Consider the following 14,765-nt stretch of genomic DNA (forward strand, 5'->3'; position numbering starts at 1 on the left):
CTCCTGGGTTACGTTCTAGTTGTTCTTGCGGCGCTGTTTCTTAGAGCGGTGATCCTTCTTGCGTGCGCCCGGCTTCGGGGCAGAAGTGCGCTTGAGCTCAGCCTTGGCAGCTGCCTCTTCTTCTTCCTCGCGGTCCATCTTGGCGTAGACGATGCGAGTTTGGAAGAAGGTCCACACGGTGTTGGCCAGCATGTAGAAGAGCAAGCCGATGGGCCAGATGAAGCCGGAGAACACCAGCATTGCCGGCATAAACCACAGCATCATCTTGTTCATCATGGCCATCTGCTGCTGCATCATCTCCGCGTTCTGACCCTGCGGGGTAGCGGTCTTGCCGGCCGCGCGGCGCGCCTCCTGACGGTTCAGCGTCATGCGGGCGTTGAAGTGGGTCAGCGTCGCAATGATGGCGATGAGCGGCACGATGATGAAGGCCGCCTGTGCGGTGGTGGTTTCCTTAACAATCTCCAGACCGGAGTTGAGGCTCAGGTTGGCCACGAGCGGGACACCGAAGATCTTGGCGTCTACGAACTGCTTCACCAGCTCAGGTTCGAAGATGTAGTTCGCAATGGAGGCGTTCATCTCCTCCGACATTGCTTCACCCGCCGGGTGGCCCACGCCACCGGCGACGGCAACGGTGCGGTCGAAGGAACGCAGCACGTGGAACAGACCAATGAACATGGGGATCTGCGCGAACATCGGCAGACAGCCCGCCACCGGACGAACGCCGGCTTCCTTGTAGATGCGCTGCATCTCTTGGGCAGCCTTGGTCTGGTCATTGGCGTACTTGGTGCGCAGTTCCTGAATTTGCGGCTGGATCTCCTGCATCTTGCGTGAAGAGCGCAGCTGCGTGATGGTCGGCTTGACCATGATGGCCTTGAGCGTCCATGTCAGAAGAACGATGGCGATGATCCAGGTTCCGCCCCATGCGGAATCAAGGACGAAGCTCAAGAGCCAATGCCAGAACCACAGGACGGCTGAAATTGGCCAATAAATGAAATTAAGCACGAGAGTTGTTTACCTCAGTTGTTGTTTGGTCGGTACCGGATCAAACCCGCCCGGGTGCCAGGGACCGCACTTGCATAACCTGGCGAGGGCCATGCCCGTCCCCTTGAAGGCTCCATGGATGGAGATGGCTTCGAGAGCATAGGCACTGCACGTCGGTTCAAAACGACAGGTGGAGACCATCTTAAGGCCTGACAAGTGCTTTTGGTAGAAGCGCACCCCGTGAACTAGGATTCTCCCGAACCCGCGGGCTTCAGGAATCTCCTCTCCTTGAGAGTTCAGATATCCCATGTGCTTAGTGCTTTGCGGATATCACGCTCAAGGCGCTCACTGGTGGCACTACCGCTAGCGGGCAAGGCGCGGATAACAATGTCAACATTGGCGGGCAATACTGTCCCGTTGACGCCATCGCGCATGAGGGACATGCACACATGACGAAGCCGCCGGGAGGTGCGGTGGCGAACCACGGCATTCCCGACGGCCTTCGACACGATGAGGCCGAACCGCGGCCCAGTGGCCGCGATGTCGTCTTCACCGTCGTTAAAGCGCAAATGCACGACGACAGTGCGCGTGCCCGCCCGGCGCCCGCCCTTGATGGTCCTCCGAAATTGCCTCGGGGACGTGAGCTTGTGCTGGGCTGGAAGCATGAATTAAGCGGTGAGCTTAGCGCGACCCTTCTTGCGACGAGCGGCGACGATGGCGCGGCCGGCGCGGGTGCTCATGCGGGTACGGAAGCCGTGCTTACGAGCGCGACGACGGTTGTTCGGCTGGAAGGTACGCTTACCCTTTGCCACGATTAACTCCTTGAAGTTGTTGGTGGATGGCACAGCCACACGCCGGTGAGGGCGGTGGGCATAAACATCCACTGATGAATGGTGTACGTGGGGATGTGGCTTCGCACGTGAAGCGCCGTGAGGCGTGGCGAGGCATTCCCACATGCAACATGTGCACCATGCACTGTTGCGATAGACCATCACAGGTTACGTGACAGATAGTGCGCGAAACAAATCGACACACTGGGTGTCCCCGAAATTACAAAGATGTTTTTATCCGCAGCTAGAACGCCACTTTTTGCCCACATGCTGCGCGACAAGTGCCCCCTCTCGCCGTTCTTGCGCCGCGCTTGGCGCCACCGTGCCGAGCGCGCATAAAAGTGCGTTAGACAGCGCCCCCATAACGCGGTACAACTGAGGAATCGAATTCCACAGTCACCCACAGGGTGTGGATAACTCTCAATGAAGACTTGAGACTTTTGCTGTTTATGCAGGTTAACTGCATTGAGGAGCCGATGTACAGTTATCCACAGCTATGAGATAGGCTGTGGATAAACCACCTATCCACACTTGTGGATAACTTTGTGGATTCCGAGGTTACACACCAAAACATCGTGTGGAATCTTCGGTGGAAATTACAACTTCATGTGATTTCTCATCCTGTATCTCTCCTCATCCATCCGTCCATCCCCGATCCCCAACCCACAGTCACGCAGTAAATACTCAGCTCCCAAAGCCTCTTCTTCAGGGAACCGAGTAGGTGTGGCCGGCCCCGGCCGATGACACCGCGTGAACTGTGACTACACAGAAGGTAGGCGTTTTGTCTGATCCGCAAGCAGCCCTCCGGGCCAGCTGGAAAGCTGTGGTCAGTGATTTACTGGCTCAGTCCGAACAACCAAGTTCGGACGTACCCAATTTCTCCCATAGCCAGCGCCTCAATCTTCAACTTGTAGAACCCATCATGATCGGTGATGGCTACGCGCTGATCGCCGCCCCGCACGAGAACGCCAAGAATGTCATCGAGGCCGAGCTGGGGGAGTACATCACCCGCACCTTGTCGCAGCATATGGGGCGCCCTTGTTCTTTGGCCGTGACCATTGCGGCGCCGCCGCAGCCGGCTCACGAAGAAGCGCCAGAAGCGCCCGCACCCCAGCGCCCCATCCAAACCGAGGCGCCCGAGCACGGCATGGGGCACCAGGCACAGGGTTTCCAGCAGCCCATGCCGCCCACTCCATCTGCCCAGCCAGAGACGCCAAGCCACCATCAACCGCGCTCCTGGGACACCGCGCATTCTCCGGCTAGCTTGGATGAGTTGGCACAGCACTACAGCGATCAGCAGAGCGGCGTTCCGAACGGCTACCCCGAGGCAACCGGGCCGCGCATCCCGCGCGAGGAACCGGCGCACAACCCGAACCGCGAAAAGTCCCTCAACCCGAAGCACACTTTTGAAAACTTCGTCATCGGGTCCTCCAACCGTTTTGCCAACGGCGCCGCCGTGGCCGTGGCCGAAAACCCCGCCCGCGCCTATAACCCTCTCTTCATTTGGGGCGGCTCCGGCTTGGGCAAAACCCACCTGCTGCACGCGGCCGGTAATTACGCCCAGGTCCTGCATCCGGGCCTGCGCGTGAAGTACGTCTCCTCGGAGGAATTTACCAACGACTACATCAATTCCCTGCGTGATGACCGCCAGGAATCCTTCAAGCGCCGCTACCGCAACCTGGACATCCTCATGGTCGATGACATCCAGTTTCTAGAGGGCAAGGAGTCCACGCAGGAGGAGTTCTTCCACACCTTCAATGCGCTGCACCAGGCCAATAAACAGATCATTTTGTCCTCCGATCGCCCTCCGAAACAGCTGACCACGCTGGAGGATCGCCTGCGCACACGCTTCGAGGGAGGACTGATTACGGATATTCAGCCGCCAGACCTGGAAACGCGCATCGCCATCCTCATGAAGAAGGCCTCCGCGGACGGCACCGACGTCGATCGCTCGGTCCTCGAGCTCATCGCCTCTCGCTTCGAATCCTCGATCCGCGAGCTGGAGGGCGCGCTCATCCGTGTTTCTGCGTATTCTTCCCTGGTCAATGAACCGATCAGTTTGGAGATGGCGGAGATTGCCCTGCATGATCTAGCCCCGGACTCTGCGGATCGCCAGATCACCGCGGCGGCCATCATCGAGGTCACAGCGGATTACTTCGACATCGACGTGGATACCCTGCGCGGTTCTGGTAAGAAGCGCGCCGTCGCCCACGCCCGCCAGCTGGCCATGTATCTGTGCCGCGAGCTCACAGAGCTTTCCCTGCCGAAGATTGGTGATCAATTCGGCGGCAAGGACCACACCACCGTCATCTATGCGGACCGCAAGATCCGTAAGGAGATGACTGAGAACCGCAACACGTACGACGAGATCCAGGCCCTAACCCAACGCGTGAAGAACCACAACCAGCGCTAGCACCACGCAGCGCTTGGCGACGCCCCTGCCCACCTCCCGCAATTTCCTCCCCGCGGGCGTGGGTAGGGGCGTCTTTGCTATCCACCCAAAAGTTATCCACACCGTTATTCACAGCTGTGTAATTTCATTGTTGTAATTTGTAGATCCTTATCACGTTTTCTTCTTCCACAGCAGATCAGAAGGGTCATCGCCCTTGTGATTAACTCTGTGATCAGCGCAGACAGATCTGGGGATGAATTGTGGATAACTTTGACCCCGACCCAGTTACTCACATTTCTTGTCATTTGATCACAGTGATCCCACACCCTGACTCACAGATCGTTTCACCGTGAAGAGCTTGGCTTTTAGCGGGTTGTCCACAGATCCCACAGCGCTTATTACTACTTCTATTTTGTTTTCTCCCTAACCAAGAAGAAAAAGGATGTGTGTGATTCGTCGGCGCCCTGCACGGTCGCGCGCTTGAATCGCAAAGCACGGAAGGTGAATGACAAAATCCTGTGCTTCGGCACCGATCCTGTAAGTTGGAGTGAGCTTGCAAGAATCTTCCATCCGCAACTAGAGGAGCGTCTCACCATCATGGAGCAGTCCGTGTCATTTCGCGTTGCCAAAGATGATCTCGCTAACGCCGTAGCGTGGGTCGCGCGCAGCCTTCCTTCGAAGGTCACCCAACCAGTACTGCGCGCCATGCTGATCACCGCGGATGACAATGGTTTGGAATTCACCGGCTTCGACTACGAGGTTTCCACCCGCGTGCGCATCGCCGGCATGGTGGATGAGCCGGGACGCATCGCAGTGGCCGGTAAGTTGCTCTCTGACATCGTTGCTTCCTTGCCCAACAAGGAAATCGAGATGACGCAGGAGGATAACAAGGTTCTGTTGACCTGTGGTTCTTCGCGCTTCGAGCTGCCGCTCATCCCGCTGGATGATTACCCCCAACTCCCTGTCCTGCCGGAGGTCACCGGCACCATTAACCCGCAGCTCTTCGTCGAAGCCATCAGCCAGGTCGTTGCCGCGGCCGGCAAGGATGACACGCTGCCGATGCTCACCGGCGTGCACATTGACATCAATGGTTCTCACGTGGAAATGACGGCAACGGACCGCTTCCGCCTGGCCATGCGCACCTTCGAGTGGGAGCCGGTATCTCCTGACGTCCAGGCCAAGCTCCTCGTCCCGGCCAAGACGTTGCAGGAGACCGGCCGTTCCTTGGACACGCACCTCAACATCCCGGTTGAAATCGCCGTGGGCACTGGTGAGAACATCGCTGCGGAAGGCCTGTTCGGCCTGCATGCGGATAACCGCGAGACCACCACCCGCATGCTGGACGCGGATTTCCCCAACGTTGCACCCTTGCTGCCCAAGACCCACAGCGCTATGGCCAGCATTGAGGTTGCTCCGCTCCAGGAAGCCATTCGCCGCGTCTCGTTGTTGACGGATCGCAATGCGCAGATCCGCATGGAATTCCGCGAGGGCGAGGTGACCTTGGCAGCCGGTGCTGATTCCGGCCGCGCCAGCGAGTCCTTGCCTTGTGCTTTCAACGGCCGTGAGGACTTCGTCATCGCCTTCAACCCGTCCTACCTTAAGGATGGTTTGGCCGTGGTCCACACGGACCGCGTGGTCTTTGGATTTACCGAACCTTCGCGCCCGGCAATCATGATTCCGGAGCCGGAAGAGCTGCCGGCGGCCAACGAAGACGGCTCTTTTCCTACCCCGGAGACTGACTTCACTTACCTCTTGATGCCGGTGCGCTTGCCAGGCTAGGCCATATGTATATTCGCGATCTCGATGTCAGGGACTTCCGCTCCTGGCCCGAGCTCACCCTCAACCTCAAGCCGGGGATCACCCTGTTTGTCGGCCGCAACGGTTTCGGAAAGACCAATATCGTCGAGGCCATCGGGTATACCGCGCATCTTTCTTCGCACCGTGTGGCCCACGATGCCCCCCTCGTGCGCCACGGCGCGCACAATGCCCGCATCTCCGCCACCGCGGTGAACCAGGGCAGAGAGCTCACCGCGCACTTGCTCATCAAACCCCACGCGGCCAACCAGGCGCAGATCAACCGCACGCGCCTGAAGTCCCCGCGCGAGTTACTTGGCGTGGTGAAAACCGTGTTGTTTTCCCCGGAGGATTTGTCCCTCGTGCGCGGCGAACCTGCAGCACGCCGCCAGTATTTGGATGACATCATTGCCTCCCGCACGCCACGCCTGGCGGGAGTGAAAGCTGATTATGACAAGGTCCTGAAGCAGCGCAATGCCTTGTTGAAGTCGGCGTCGCCAAGCTTGCGCCGGGGCTACAGCGACAGTGACGGTGCCTCGGCGCTGGCCACTCTCGACGTGTGGGATACGCAGCTGTCTTCCCTCGGCGCGCAGGTGATTCAGGCACGCCTAGCGCTTGTCGACGAACTCCGCGAGCACATTCCCGCCGCTTATGCCGGGCTCGCCCCGGAGTCGCGACCGGCCGCCATTGACTACAAATCCACCGTGGACATCTCAGACCGCGAGGTTATCGAGGCCATGATGCTCACCGAGCTTGCCACGAAGCGTCAACGAGAGATCGAACGCGGCATCTCGCTCGTTGGCCCGCACCGCGACGATCTGGTGCTCAACCTTGGCACGAGCCCCGCCAAGGGCTTTGCCAGCCACGGCGAGACCTGGTCCTATGCCATCTCCTTGCGGCTGGCGGAGTTCAACCTGCTGCGCCAAGACGGCACTGATCCGATTCTCATCCTTGATGATGTCTTCGCCGAGCTCGATGCGAAAAGGCGCGAAAAGCTCGTTCACCTCGCCGCGGGTGCGGAGCAGGTGCTCATTACTGCGGCGGTGGATGAGGATTTGCCTGGAAATTTGCAGCCCATTGAACGCTTTACGGTCACAGTGCGCGACACCGACGAGGGCCGAATCTCCGAGATCACTCCGTATACGGCGGGCGGTGACGAGGATGACTGAGCAGGACTTCGATCCGGTCAAGGCGCTCTTCGAGCGCACGCGAAGTAATTCCAAGAATCCGCCGAAGCTAAACAAGCCGGCTCCCAAGATGAACCTGACGCCGACTCCTTCGGAGCAACAGCCAACGCCGTATCGGCGTGGCCGGCCCAGCGGACCCGATGGCCGCCGCCGGCGCCGCAGCCTCGAGATCCCTAGCCTCGGCGCACAGATTCAACGAGAGATTGGCAAACGCGGCTGGGAACACGAATTGGCTCATGGTTGGGTCATGGGTAATTGGGAAAACCTCGTCGGCGAGCGCATCGCCGCGCACACGCAACCGCTCACCATCAAAGAGCAGGTTGTCTACGTGGCGTGTGATTCTTCCAGCTGGGCCACCGAGTTGCGCTACCTGCAGCGCCCCATTTTGCAGAAGATTGCAGATCGCCTCGGCCCGGACGTGGTGGTTAAGCTGCACATTCAGGGCCCCAAGCAGCACCGCAACTATGAGGGCCGCCAATGGGTCAAGCCGCAAGGTTCGCAAGATACGTACGGCTGATTTTGGGTGACCGCGAAATTCACGCAAATTTGGGGCTCTCACGGGCGTGCAGTGCCCTTGCGTGGGGGGACACAGTGTAGAATGGCTAGAGTCTTAGATTTAGCTCTAGCCAAAAGGAGAACACGAATCCGTGGCTGAACAACACGCATATGATGCGGGGTCAATCACAATTCTGGAGGGCCTCGAAGCCGTCCGTAAGCGCCCCGGCATGTACATCGGTTCCACTGGTGCCCGTGGCCTGCACCACCTGATCTGGGAGATCGTTGACAACTCCGTCGATGAGGCGATGGCGGGCTTTGCCGACAAGGTCATCGTCACCCTCCGCGAAGACGGCGGCATCGAAGTTATCGATAACGGCCGTGGTATCCCGGTGGAGATGCACGCCTCTGGCGTTCCCACCGTCCAGGTGGTCATGACCCAGCTGCATGCCGGCGGTAAGTTCGACTCCGAATCCTATGCCGTTTCCGGCGGCCTCCACGGCGTGGGTATCTCCGTGGTCAATGCTTTGTCCACCCGCGTCGAGGCAGATATCAAGCGCGACGGCAAGCACTGGTACCAGAACTTCAACAATGCCATCCCGGATGAACTCGTGGAAGGCGATAATGCTCGCGGTACCGGAACCACCATCCGCTTCTGGCCGGACCCGGAGATCTTTGAGACCGTCGAGTTTAATTACGACACGATCGCTCGCCGCCTGCAGGAGATGGCCTTCCTGAACAAGGGCCTGACCATCGTGCTGCGCGATGAGCGCGCCATCTCTAAGGAGCAGGCCGAACTAGAGGAGATCGCCGAGGCTGGCGATGCCCCAGTGAGCCTGAGCAGCCTGGATGAGAAGGGGGAGTCCACTGAGGCTGCCGACGGTGACGAAGACCAGGCGTCCAAGAAAAAGAAGAAGGAAGTCACCTACCACTACCCAAACGGTCTGCAGGACTATGTTGAGCACCTCAACAAGAACAAGACCGCCATCCACCCCACCATCGTTGCCTTCGACGTTAAGGGTGAGGACCATGAGGTGGAAATCGCGCTGCAGTGGAACCAGGGCTACAAGCAGTCCGTCCACACCTTCGCCAACACCATTAATACTCACGAAGGCGGAACGCACGAGGAAGGCTTCCGCGCGGCGCTGACCTCCCTGATGAACCGCTATGCCAAGGAGCACAAGCTCCTCAAGGAAAAGGATGGCAACCTTTCCGGCGAAGATTGCCGCGAAGGCCTTGCCGCCGTCATTTCCGTCAAGGTTGGGGATCCGCAGTTCGAAGGCCAGACCAAGACGAAGCTGGGTAACTCGGAGATTCGAGGATTTGTCCAGCGTTCCGTTAACGAGCACCTCAACGATTGGTTCGATGCCAACCCGGCTGAGGCCAAGGTCATCATCAACAAGGCCGTGTCCTCTGCGCACGCCCGCGTGGCGGCGCGAAAGGCGCGCGAATTGGTACGCCGTAAGTCCGCCGGTGACCTCGGTGGCCTTCCGGGTAAGTTGGCGGATTGCCGTTCCAAGGACTCGAAGCTTTCTGAGCTCTACATCGTGGAGGGTGACTCCGCAGGTGGTTCCGCCAAGGGCGGCCGCGATTCCATGTTCCAGGCCATCCTGCCGCTGCGCGGCAAGATCCTCAACGTGGAAAAGGCCCGCATGGACAAGGTGCTCAAGAACGCTGAGGTTCAGGCCATCATCACGGCCCTGGGCACCGGCATCCACGAAGAATTCGACATTTCCAAGCTGCGCTATGACAAGATCGTGCTCATGGCCGATGCTGACGTGGACGGCCAGCACATCGCTACGCTGCTGCTGACCCTGCTCTTCCGTTTCATGCCGCAGCTGGTTGAGGATGGCCACGTCTTCCTGGCTAACCCGCCGCTGTACAAGCTGAAGTGGGGCAAGGGCCAGCCGGGCTATGCCTTCTCTGACGCCGAGCGCGACAAGCTGCTTGCTGAGGGCTTGGAGCAGGGACGCAAGATCAACAAGGATGACGGCATTCAGCGCTACAAGGGTCTGGGTGAGATGAACGCCTCCGAGTTGTGGGAGACCACCCTGGATCCGACCACCCGCGTGCTTCGCCGTGTGGATCTGGAGGACGCCCAGCGCGCCGACGAGCTCTTCTCCATCCTCATGGGTGATGACGTGTCTGCTCGCCGCTCCTTCATTACCCGCCGCGCGAAGGACGTACGCTTCCTCGACGTCTAAACGCTAGCCCAAAACCCGCAAAGACCAGCACCTGATATGAGGTGCTGGTCTTATTTCGTCGCCAAGCAGGCGTTTAAACAGTACCCATATGGCGCTGCAGAACGCGGCCGATGGTCGCGACGTTGGGCTCCAGGATCGAGGAGGCCTTGCCGCGCAGTGACTTGTAGGTGCGGGCGATGCCAGGCGCGTTCACATTCTCCGCGGCCTTGTCCGCGGTTGCCATGATGGCGGCGGTAATCTCAGCGCTGCGCCCTTCCAGGTAGGTGCCGAAGTCGGACTGCTCAGAGCCTTCGAATTCCTTCCAGTAGGAATCCAGGCTATTGAGTAGTTCCGGAAGCATGTGGTTGATTCCCTTGGACAAGACCTTAGAATCTGCCTTCTTGGCAGCGCCTAAAGCGCCTTTGAAGGCCATTCCGGAAATGCCGGAGAGCGAAGAGACGGTGTCATCGGCGGCCGTGGCCAAGTCCGCCACTACGGCGTTGCGGGTAGGGGATTGGAGAAGCTGGGTGAGGTTTGTCATACAGGCGAGCTTACTGTGCCGGTGCGGTGGAGCCTGCCTTGAGTGCGGCGAGCTGGTCAGCAATCTCCGGGAAGCCGTTGGTGCGGGCCAGGCGCTCGAGGTCGAAGTCGAGGCCACCTTCGTAGAGGCGGCTGTTCTCAGAAGAACCGGAGGACCCGGCCATCCCGATCTGGGCGGCAAACTCATCTGCTTGGGCGCGCAGTGCTGGGACGTTATCCACCACTAGTTTGAGCAGTGCCGCTGCGGCGGCGATGCTACCGCCAATGATGAGCGTCATGTCGATCGGCGTGGAACCGGTCAGGGAGGAGCCGCCTTCGCCCTGCTCGAAGTCGGGGTTGAGGTTGTTCTGCCAGTCATTGTCGGCGGTCTTAGCGCTCGCAGCTGGCGTTGCTGCGGTGGCGAGGGTGGTAGCCACGACACCGGCGGCGAGGAACTTCTTCAAAGACTTCGAGGGCATAGGGGGATTCCTTCCTACAAGGGAATAGAGACTTCTTTATCATGTTTAACTTACATAACTTCTGCAACAGAAAGATAGACCTCGGCGCAAAATCGCGCGAATTCTTCATTCTTTCCGCTGAGCGCGGGGACAGAACGCAAGACTGTCTCCAGTGATTCCGCCGCCGCATCGCGGTTGCCATGAACGGCAATTCCCTCAATGGTGGCCGTGCTCGCGGCGGCCGCAGCGGCTAGCGCGGCGAAATTACTAATCCGTACCCGATGGGCCCGGCAAAACTCACGGGCGACGAGGAGCAGTTGTTCTACGTTCACCGGCGTGCGCCTCGGGCCTGGCGGATCTCCGCTTCTAATTCTGAACGCCCAGGCAGCAGCCGGCGCGCTGTCTCCTGTACGGCGGCATCGGTGAGGGTTCGCGCGGCCGCCGCAACAACGGCGCGGACCACCGCCTCGTGCTTGGAGGTTCCTTGCGCGGAAGCCAACAAGGTCAGCGCATGGTCTTGGTCCGGGGTCAGGCGCAGCGTCATAGCCATAGAGGACATGGTATCATCGTGATACCACAGCTGTGCCACAAACGGCCTTATACGGCCCTAGAAGGTAGGATAGGGCGTTATGAGCGACAATAACGGTGATCTTTTCGATCGCATCCAACCAATTGACATCAATGAGGAGATGGAGTCGAGCTACATCGACTACGCCATGTCCGTCATTGTCGGCCGCGCCCTGCCAGAGGTGCGTGACGGTCTTAAGCCTGTCCACCGCCGCATCCTCTACGCCATGTATGACTCCGGCTACCGACCGGATCGCGGCTACGTAAAGTCCGCCCGCCCGGTCTCGGACACGATGGGCCAGTTCCACCCGCACGGTGACTCCGCTATCTACGACACCCTCGTGCGCCTAGCCCAGCCGTGGAACATGCGCTACCCGCTGGTCGATGGCCAGGGTAACTTCGGCTCCCGCGGTAATGACGGCCCGGCAGCTATGCGTTATACCGAGTGCCGTATGACGCCGCTGGCGATGGAGATGGTGCGTGATATCCGCGAAAACACCGTCGACTTTGCGCCGAACTACGATGGCAAGACGCAGGAGCCGACTATCCTGCCCTCCCGCGTTCCGAACCTGCTGATGAACGGCTCCGGCGGTATCGCCGTCGGTATGGCCACCAATATCCCGCCGCACAACCTCAACGAGTTGGCGGAGGCTATTTACTGGCTGCTGGATAACCCGAATGCTTCTGAGGAAGAAGCCTTGGCTGCGTGCATGGAACGCGTCAAGGGCCCAGATTTCCCGACTGCGGGCCTCATTGTGGGCGACCAAGGCATCAAGGATGCCTACACCACCGGCCGCGGCTCCATCCGCATGCGTGGCGTGACCTCCATTGAGGAGGTGGGCAACCGCCAGACCATCGTGATCACTGAGCTGCCCTACCAGGTCAACCCGGATAACATGATCTCCAACATCGCGGAGTCCGTGGTCAACGGCAAGATTGCCGGTATTGCCAAGATCGAGGACGAGTCCTCTGACCGCGTGGGTATGCGCATCGTGGTCACCCTGAAGCGTGACGCCGTGGCTCGCGTGGTGCTCAATAACCTGTACAAGCACTCCCAGCTGCAGACCTCCTTCGGTGCCAACATGCTCTCCATCGTTGATGGCGTGCCGCGCACCCTGCGTCTCGATCAGATGCTGGGCTACTACGTGGCCCACCAGATTGAGGTCATCGTCCGCCGTACCCAGTTCCGCCTGGATGAGGCCGAGAAGCGCGCCCACATCTTGCGCGGCTTGGTTAAGGCGCTCGATATGCTCGATGAGGTCATCGCCCTCATTCGCCGTTCTCCGACGGTGGAGGAGGCACGCGAGGGCCTGATGCAGCTTCTCGGCGTCGACGAGATCCAGGCAGACGCCATCCTGGCGATGCGTCTGCGCCGCCTGGCTGCCCTGGAACGTCAAAAGATCATTGATGAGTTGGCGGAGATCGAGGAGATCATCGCGGACCTCAAGGACATCCTGGCCCGCGAGGAGCGCCAGCGTCAGATCGTCCACGATGAGCTGGAGGAGATCGTCGAAAAGTACGGCGATGAGCGCCGTACCCAGATCGTCGCCGCTTCCGGTGACGTGTCCGATGAAGACCTCATTGCCCGCGAGAATGTCGTTGTCACCATCACCGCTACCGGTTACGCCAAGCGCACCAAGGTGGATGCCTACAAGGCACAGAAGCGCGGTGGTAAGGGCGTGCGCGGCGCGGAGCTCAAGCAGGACGATATTGTCAAGAACTTCTTCGTCTGCTCCACGCACGACTGGATCCTGTTCTTCACCAACTTCGGCCGCGTCTACCGCCTCAAGGCCTACGAGCTTCCGGAGGCAGGCCGCACCGCCCGCGGCCAGCACGTGGCCAACCTGCTGGAGTTCCAGCCGGAGGAGAAGATCGCCCAGGTCATCCAGATTCAGTCCTATGAGGACGCTCCTTACCTCGTCCTTGCTACCCAGCAGGGCCGCGTGAAGAAGTCCCGCCTCACCGACTACGAATCCGCACGCTCCGCTGGGCTCATCGCCATCAACCTCAACGAGGGCGATGCGCTGATCGGTGCCCAGCTGGTCAACGAGGGCGATGACATCCTGCTCACCTCTGAGCAGGGCCAGGCCATCCGCTTTACTGCCGACGACGACCAGCTTCGCCCGATGGGCCGTGCTACCGCCGGCGTGAAGGGTATGCGCTTCCGCGGCGATGACCAGCTGCTGTCCATGTCTGTGGTTAACGACGGTCAGTTCCTCCTGGTTGCCACCTCCGGCGGCTACGGCAAGCGAACGGCCATCGAGGAGTACACCCCGCAGGGCCGCGGCGGCCTGGGCGTGATGACCTTCAAGTACACCCCGAAGCGCGGCAAGCTCATTGCGGCAATCTCCGTGGACGAGGACGACGAGATCTTCGCCATTACCTCCGCTGGCGGTGTTGTCCGCACCGAGGTCAACCAGATTCGCCCGAGCTCCCGCGCCACCATGGGCGTGCGTTTGGTTAACCTGGCTGACGACGTCGAACTGCTGGCCATCGACCGCAACGTTGAGGACGACGGCGAGGAGAATGCCCAGGCAGTGGCCAAGGGTGAGAAGTCCGTGGAGGACGTCAAGCCTGAGCACCTCAAGCTTGGGGAAGACTCCAAGCAGGACGAAGCTGAAAGCAAGGATGCCGATAAGGACGAGGAGTAACCCATGATTGGACGAGAGCTTCACCTAGCCCGGATTTCGCCCATGTCGGCGTTCCGCGTTGGCTTGGCCATGTCCCTCGTCGGCCTCGTCGCCTGGATCATCGCCGTGTGCCTGTTGTATCTCGGCCTTGACCAGGCGGGCATCTGGGATTCCTTCAATAGCCTCGTCGGCGGTGTTGGCGGCGGCTTTGAGGTCTCCTTCGGGTTGGTCGTCTCCGCGGCCGCACTGTTTGGTGCCATCATCGCTGTGCTGATGACCATCCTGGCGCCGCTTCTGGCGGTGATCTACAACGCCATCGTGGACGTCTTCGGTGGATTCAAGATTCGCCTCCAAGACGAACCGCATAACTAGCGAATATCACCGAGAAAAACTACATATGACCAGGCGATTTGTAATAGATCGCCGGTCCTATGTAGAGTAACTACTCGTTCCGGTCAAGGGCCTATAGCTCAGTCGGTTAGAGCGCATCGCTGATAACGATGAGGTCGCTGGTTCGATTCCAGCTAGGCCCACCACGGAACAATGGGGCATTAGCTCAATTGGTAGAGCATCTGCTTTGCAAGCAGAAGGTCAGGAGTTCGATTCTCCTATGCTCCACAGCATAAGTGGAAGGCGCTCGGCGGAAACGCTGGGCGCCTTTTGCGTTGGCTCCTTGACCCGCTTTAGGGGGCTTAAGGGGCCTAAACGACAAAACGTGTTGTTTTCCGG

The 14,765-nt window shown here is 59.6% G+C and carries 15 protein-coding genes and 2 tRNA genes; 9 read left to right on the forward strand and 8 right to left on the reverse strand.

Going from position 1 to position 14,765, the window contains the following annotated elements:
• Positions 1 to 15: 15 nt before the first annotated feature.
• From yidC to rpmH, 4 genes are read right to left on the reverse strand one after another with little or no spacing between them, the layout of a single operon-like run.
• Complete coding sequence (gene yidC / locus HMPREF2822_RS05290) at positions 16 to 1,002, reverse strand: membrane protein insertase YidC (protein ID WP_070521933.1); 987 nt, start codon at positions 1,000 to 1,002, stop codon at positions 16 to 18.
• A 9-nt stretch (positions 1,003 to 1,011) separates the two neighbouring features.
• Positions 1,012 to 1,290 (reverse strand): membrane protein insertion efficiency factor YidD, encoded by a 279-nt coding sequence (gene yidD / locus HMPREF2822_RS05295; RefSeq protein WP_070521936.1) that lies wholly within the window; start codon positions 1,288 to 1,290, stop codon positions 1,012 to 1,014.
• Positions 1,278 to 1,646 carry a ribonuclease P protein component gene (gene rnpA, locus HMPREF2822_RS05300; protein ID WP_070521939.1) on the reverse strand — a complete coding sequence of 123 codons (369 nt, stop codon included), beginning with the start codon at positions 1,644 to 1,646 and terminating at the stop codon, positions 1,278 to 1,280. Before rnpA ends, yidD begins: the two co-directional genes overlap by 13 nt.
• Positions 1,647 to 1,649: 3 nt before the next feature.
• Positions 1,650 to 1,793: a 50S ribosomal protein L34 gene (gene rpmH, locus HMPREF2822_RS05305; protein ID WP_003847033.1), complete on the reverse strand. Its 144-nt coding sequence runs from the start codon at positions 1,791 to 1,793 to the stop codon at positions 1,650 to 1,652.
• A 799-nt stretch (positions 1,794 to 2,592) separates the two neighbouring features.
• Between rpmH and dnaA the strand changes: the two genes are divergently transcribed.
• From dnaA to gyrB, 5 genes are all read left to right on the forward strand, one after another.
• The gene (gene dnaA / locus HMPREF2822_RS05310) at positions 2,593 to 4,224 is read left to right on the forward strand and encodes a chromosomal replication initiator protein DnaA (protein ID WP_070521942.1); all 1,632 of its coding nucleotides are present in this window, start codon (positions 2,593 to 2,595) and stop codon (positions 4,222 to 4,224) included.
• Positions 4,225 to 4,800: 576 nt separating this feature from the next.
• Entirely contained in the window at positions 4,801 to 5,982 is a 1,182-nt protein-coding gene (dnaN, locus tag HMPREF2822_RS05315) for a DNA polymerase III subunit beta (RefSeq protein WP_070521945.1), read from the forward strand.
• A gap of 5 nt (positions 5,983 to 5,987) precedes the next feature.
• Positions 5,988 to 7,166, forward strand: coding sequence for a DNA replication/repair protein RecF (gene recF, locus HMPREF2822_RS05320; protein ID WP_070521948.1), 1,179 nt, complete (start codon positions 5,988 to 5,990; stop codon positions 7,164 to 7,166).
• Positions 7,159 to 7,701: a DciA family protein gene (locus tag HMPREF2822_RS05325; protein ID WP_070521951.1), complete on the forward strand. Its 543-nt coding sequence runs from the start codon at positions 7,159 to 7,161 to the stop codon at positions 7,699 to 7,701. The genes recF and HMPREF2822_RS05325 overlap by 8 nt, the downstream gene beginning before the upstream one ends.
• A 130-nt stretch (positions 7,702 to 7,831) precedes the next feature.
• Positions 7,832 to 9,883, forward strand: coding sequence for a DNA topoisomerase (ATP-hydrolyzing) subunit B (gene gyrB / locus HMPREF2822_RS05330; RefSeq protein ID WP_070521954.1), 2,052 nt, complete (start codon positions 7,832 to 7,834; stop codon positions 9,881 to 9,883).
• A gap of 73 nt (positions 9,884 to 9,956) precedes the next feature.
• On the opposite strand, the gene HMPREF2822_RS05335 is transcribed toward gyrB, so the two are convergent.
• From HMPREF2822_RS05335 to HMPREF2822_RS05350, 4 genes are read right to left on the reverse strand one after another with little or no spacing between them, the layout of a single operon-like run.
• On the reverse strand, positions 9,957 to 10,403 hold the full coding sequence (locus HMPREF2822_RS05335; RefSeq protein ID WP_070521957.1) for a DUF6918 family protein: 447 nt from the start codon (positions 10,401 to 10,403) through the stop codon (positions 9,957 to 9,959).
• A gap of 10 nt (positions 10,404 to 10,413) precedes the next feature.
• A complete protein-coding gene (locus tag HMPREF2822_RS05340) occupies positions 10,414 to 10,860 on the reverse strand; it encodes a hypothetical protein (RefSeq protein WP_070521960.1) in 447 nt (148 codons plus the stop codon).
• A gap of 50 nt (positions 10,861 to 10,910) precedes the next feature.
• Positions 10,911 to 11,171: a cell filamentation protein Fic gene (locus tag HMPREF2822_RS05345; RefSeq protein ID WP_070521964.1), complete on the reverse strand. Its 261-nt coding sequence runs from the start codon at positions 11,169 to 11,171 to the stop codon at positions 10,911 to 10,913.
• Positions 11,168 to 11,389: a CopG family transcriptional regulator gene (locus HMPREF2822_RS05350; protein ID WP_070521978.1), complete on the reverse strand. Its 222-nt coding sequence runs from the start codon at positions 11,387 to 11,389 to the stop codon at positions 11,168 to 11,170. The genes HMPREF2822_RS05345 and HMPREF2822_RS05350 overlap by 4 nt, the downstream gene beginning before the upstream one ends.
• 79 nt (positions 11,390 to 11,468) lie before the next feature.
• On the opposite strand from HMPREF2822_RS05350, the gene gyrA reads away from it, so the two are divergent.
• The 4 genes from gyrA to HMPREF2822_RS05370 all read left to right on the forward strand — a co-directional run bounded on the left by gyrA (position 11,469) and on the right by HMPREF2822_RS05370 (position 14,654).
• Positions 11,469 to 14,057 (forward strand): DNA gyrase subunit A, encoded by a 2,589-nt coding sequence (gyrA, locus tag HMPREF2822_RS05355; RefSeq protein WP_070521966.1) that lies wholly within the window; start codon positions 11,469 to 11,471, stop codon positions 14,055 to 14,057.
• Positions 14,058 to 14,060: 3 nt separating this feature from the next.
• Positions 14,061 to 14,408, forward strand: a complete 348-nt coding sequence (locus HMPREF2822_RS05360; RefSeq protein ID WP_070521969.1) for a DUF3566 domain-containing protein — start codon at positions 14,061 to 14,063, stop codon at positions 14,406 to 14,408.
• Positions 14,409 to 14,495: 87 nt separating this feature from the next.
• Positions 14,496 to 14,572: transfer RNA gene (locus HMPREF2822_RS05365), tRNA-Ile, on the forward strand.
• Positions 14,573 to 14,581: 9 nt separating this feature from the next.
• Positions 14,582 to 14,654: transfer RNA gene (locus tag HMPREF2822_RS05370), tRNA-Ala, on the forward strand.
• Positions 14,655 to 14,765: the final 111 nt, after the last annotated feature.

The sequence above is a fragment of the Corynebacterium sp. HMSC062E11 genome (assembly GCF_001811845.1).
GTDB lineage: Bacteria > Actinomycetota > Actinomycetes > Mycobacteriales > Mycobacteriaceae > Corynebacterium > Corynebacterium hesseae.

What these genes read in the sequence shown, in the direction of transcription:
- recF (WP_070521948.1), top strand. Translation starts at nt 5,988, where the DNA reads ATGTATATTCGCGATCTCGATGTCAGGGACTTCCGCTCCTGGCCCGAG.
- dnaN (WP_070521945.1), top strand. Translation starts at nt 4,801, where the DNA reads ATGGAGCAGTCCGTGTCATTTCGCGTTGCCAAAGATGATCTCGCTAAC.
- HMPREF2822_RS05350 (WP_070521978.1), bottom strand. Translation starts at nt 11,389, where the DNA reads ATGGCTATGACGCTGCGCCTGACCCCGGACCAAGACCATGCGCTGACC.
- rnpA (WP_070521939.1), bottom strand. Translation starts at nt 1,646, where the DNA reads ATGCTTCCAGCCCAGCACAAGCTCACGTCCCCGAGGCAATTTCGGAGG.
- HMPREF2822_RS05335 (WP_070521957.1), bottom strand. Translation starts at nt 10,403, where the DNA reads ATGACAAACCTCACCCAGCTTCTCCAATCCCCTACCCGCAACGCCGTA.
- HMPREF2822_RS05325 (WP_070521951.1), top strand. Translation starts at nt 7,159, where the DNA reads ATGACTGAGCAGGACTTCGATCCGGTCAAGGCGCTCTTCGAGCGCACG.
- yidD (WP_070521936.1), bottom strand. Translation starts at nt 1,290, where the DNA reads ATGGGATATCTGAACTCTCAAGGAGAGGAGATTCCTGAAGCCCGCGGG.
- HMPREF2822_RS05360 (WP_070521969.1), top strand. Translation starts at nt 14,061, where the DNA reads ATGATTGGACGAGAGCTTCACCTAGCCCGGATTTCGCCCATGTCGGCG.
- HMPREF2822_RS05340 (WP_070521960.1), bottom strand. Translation starts at nt 10,860, where the DNA reads ATGCCCTCGAAGTCTTTGAAGAAGTTCCTCGCCGCCGGTGTCGTGGCT.
- gyrA (WP_070521966.1), top strand. Translation starts at nt 11,469, where the DNA reads ATGAGCGACAATAACGGTGATCTTTTCGATCGCATCCAACCAATTGAC.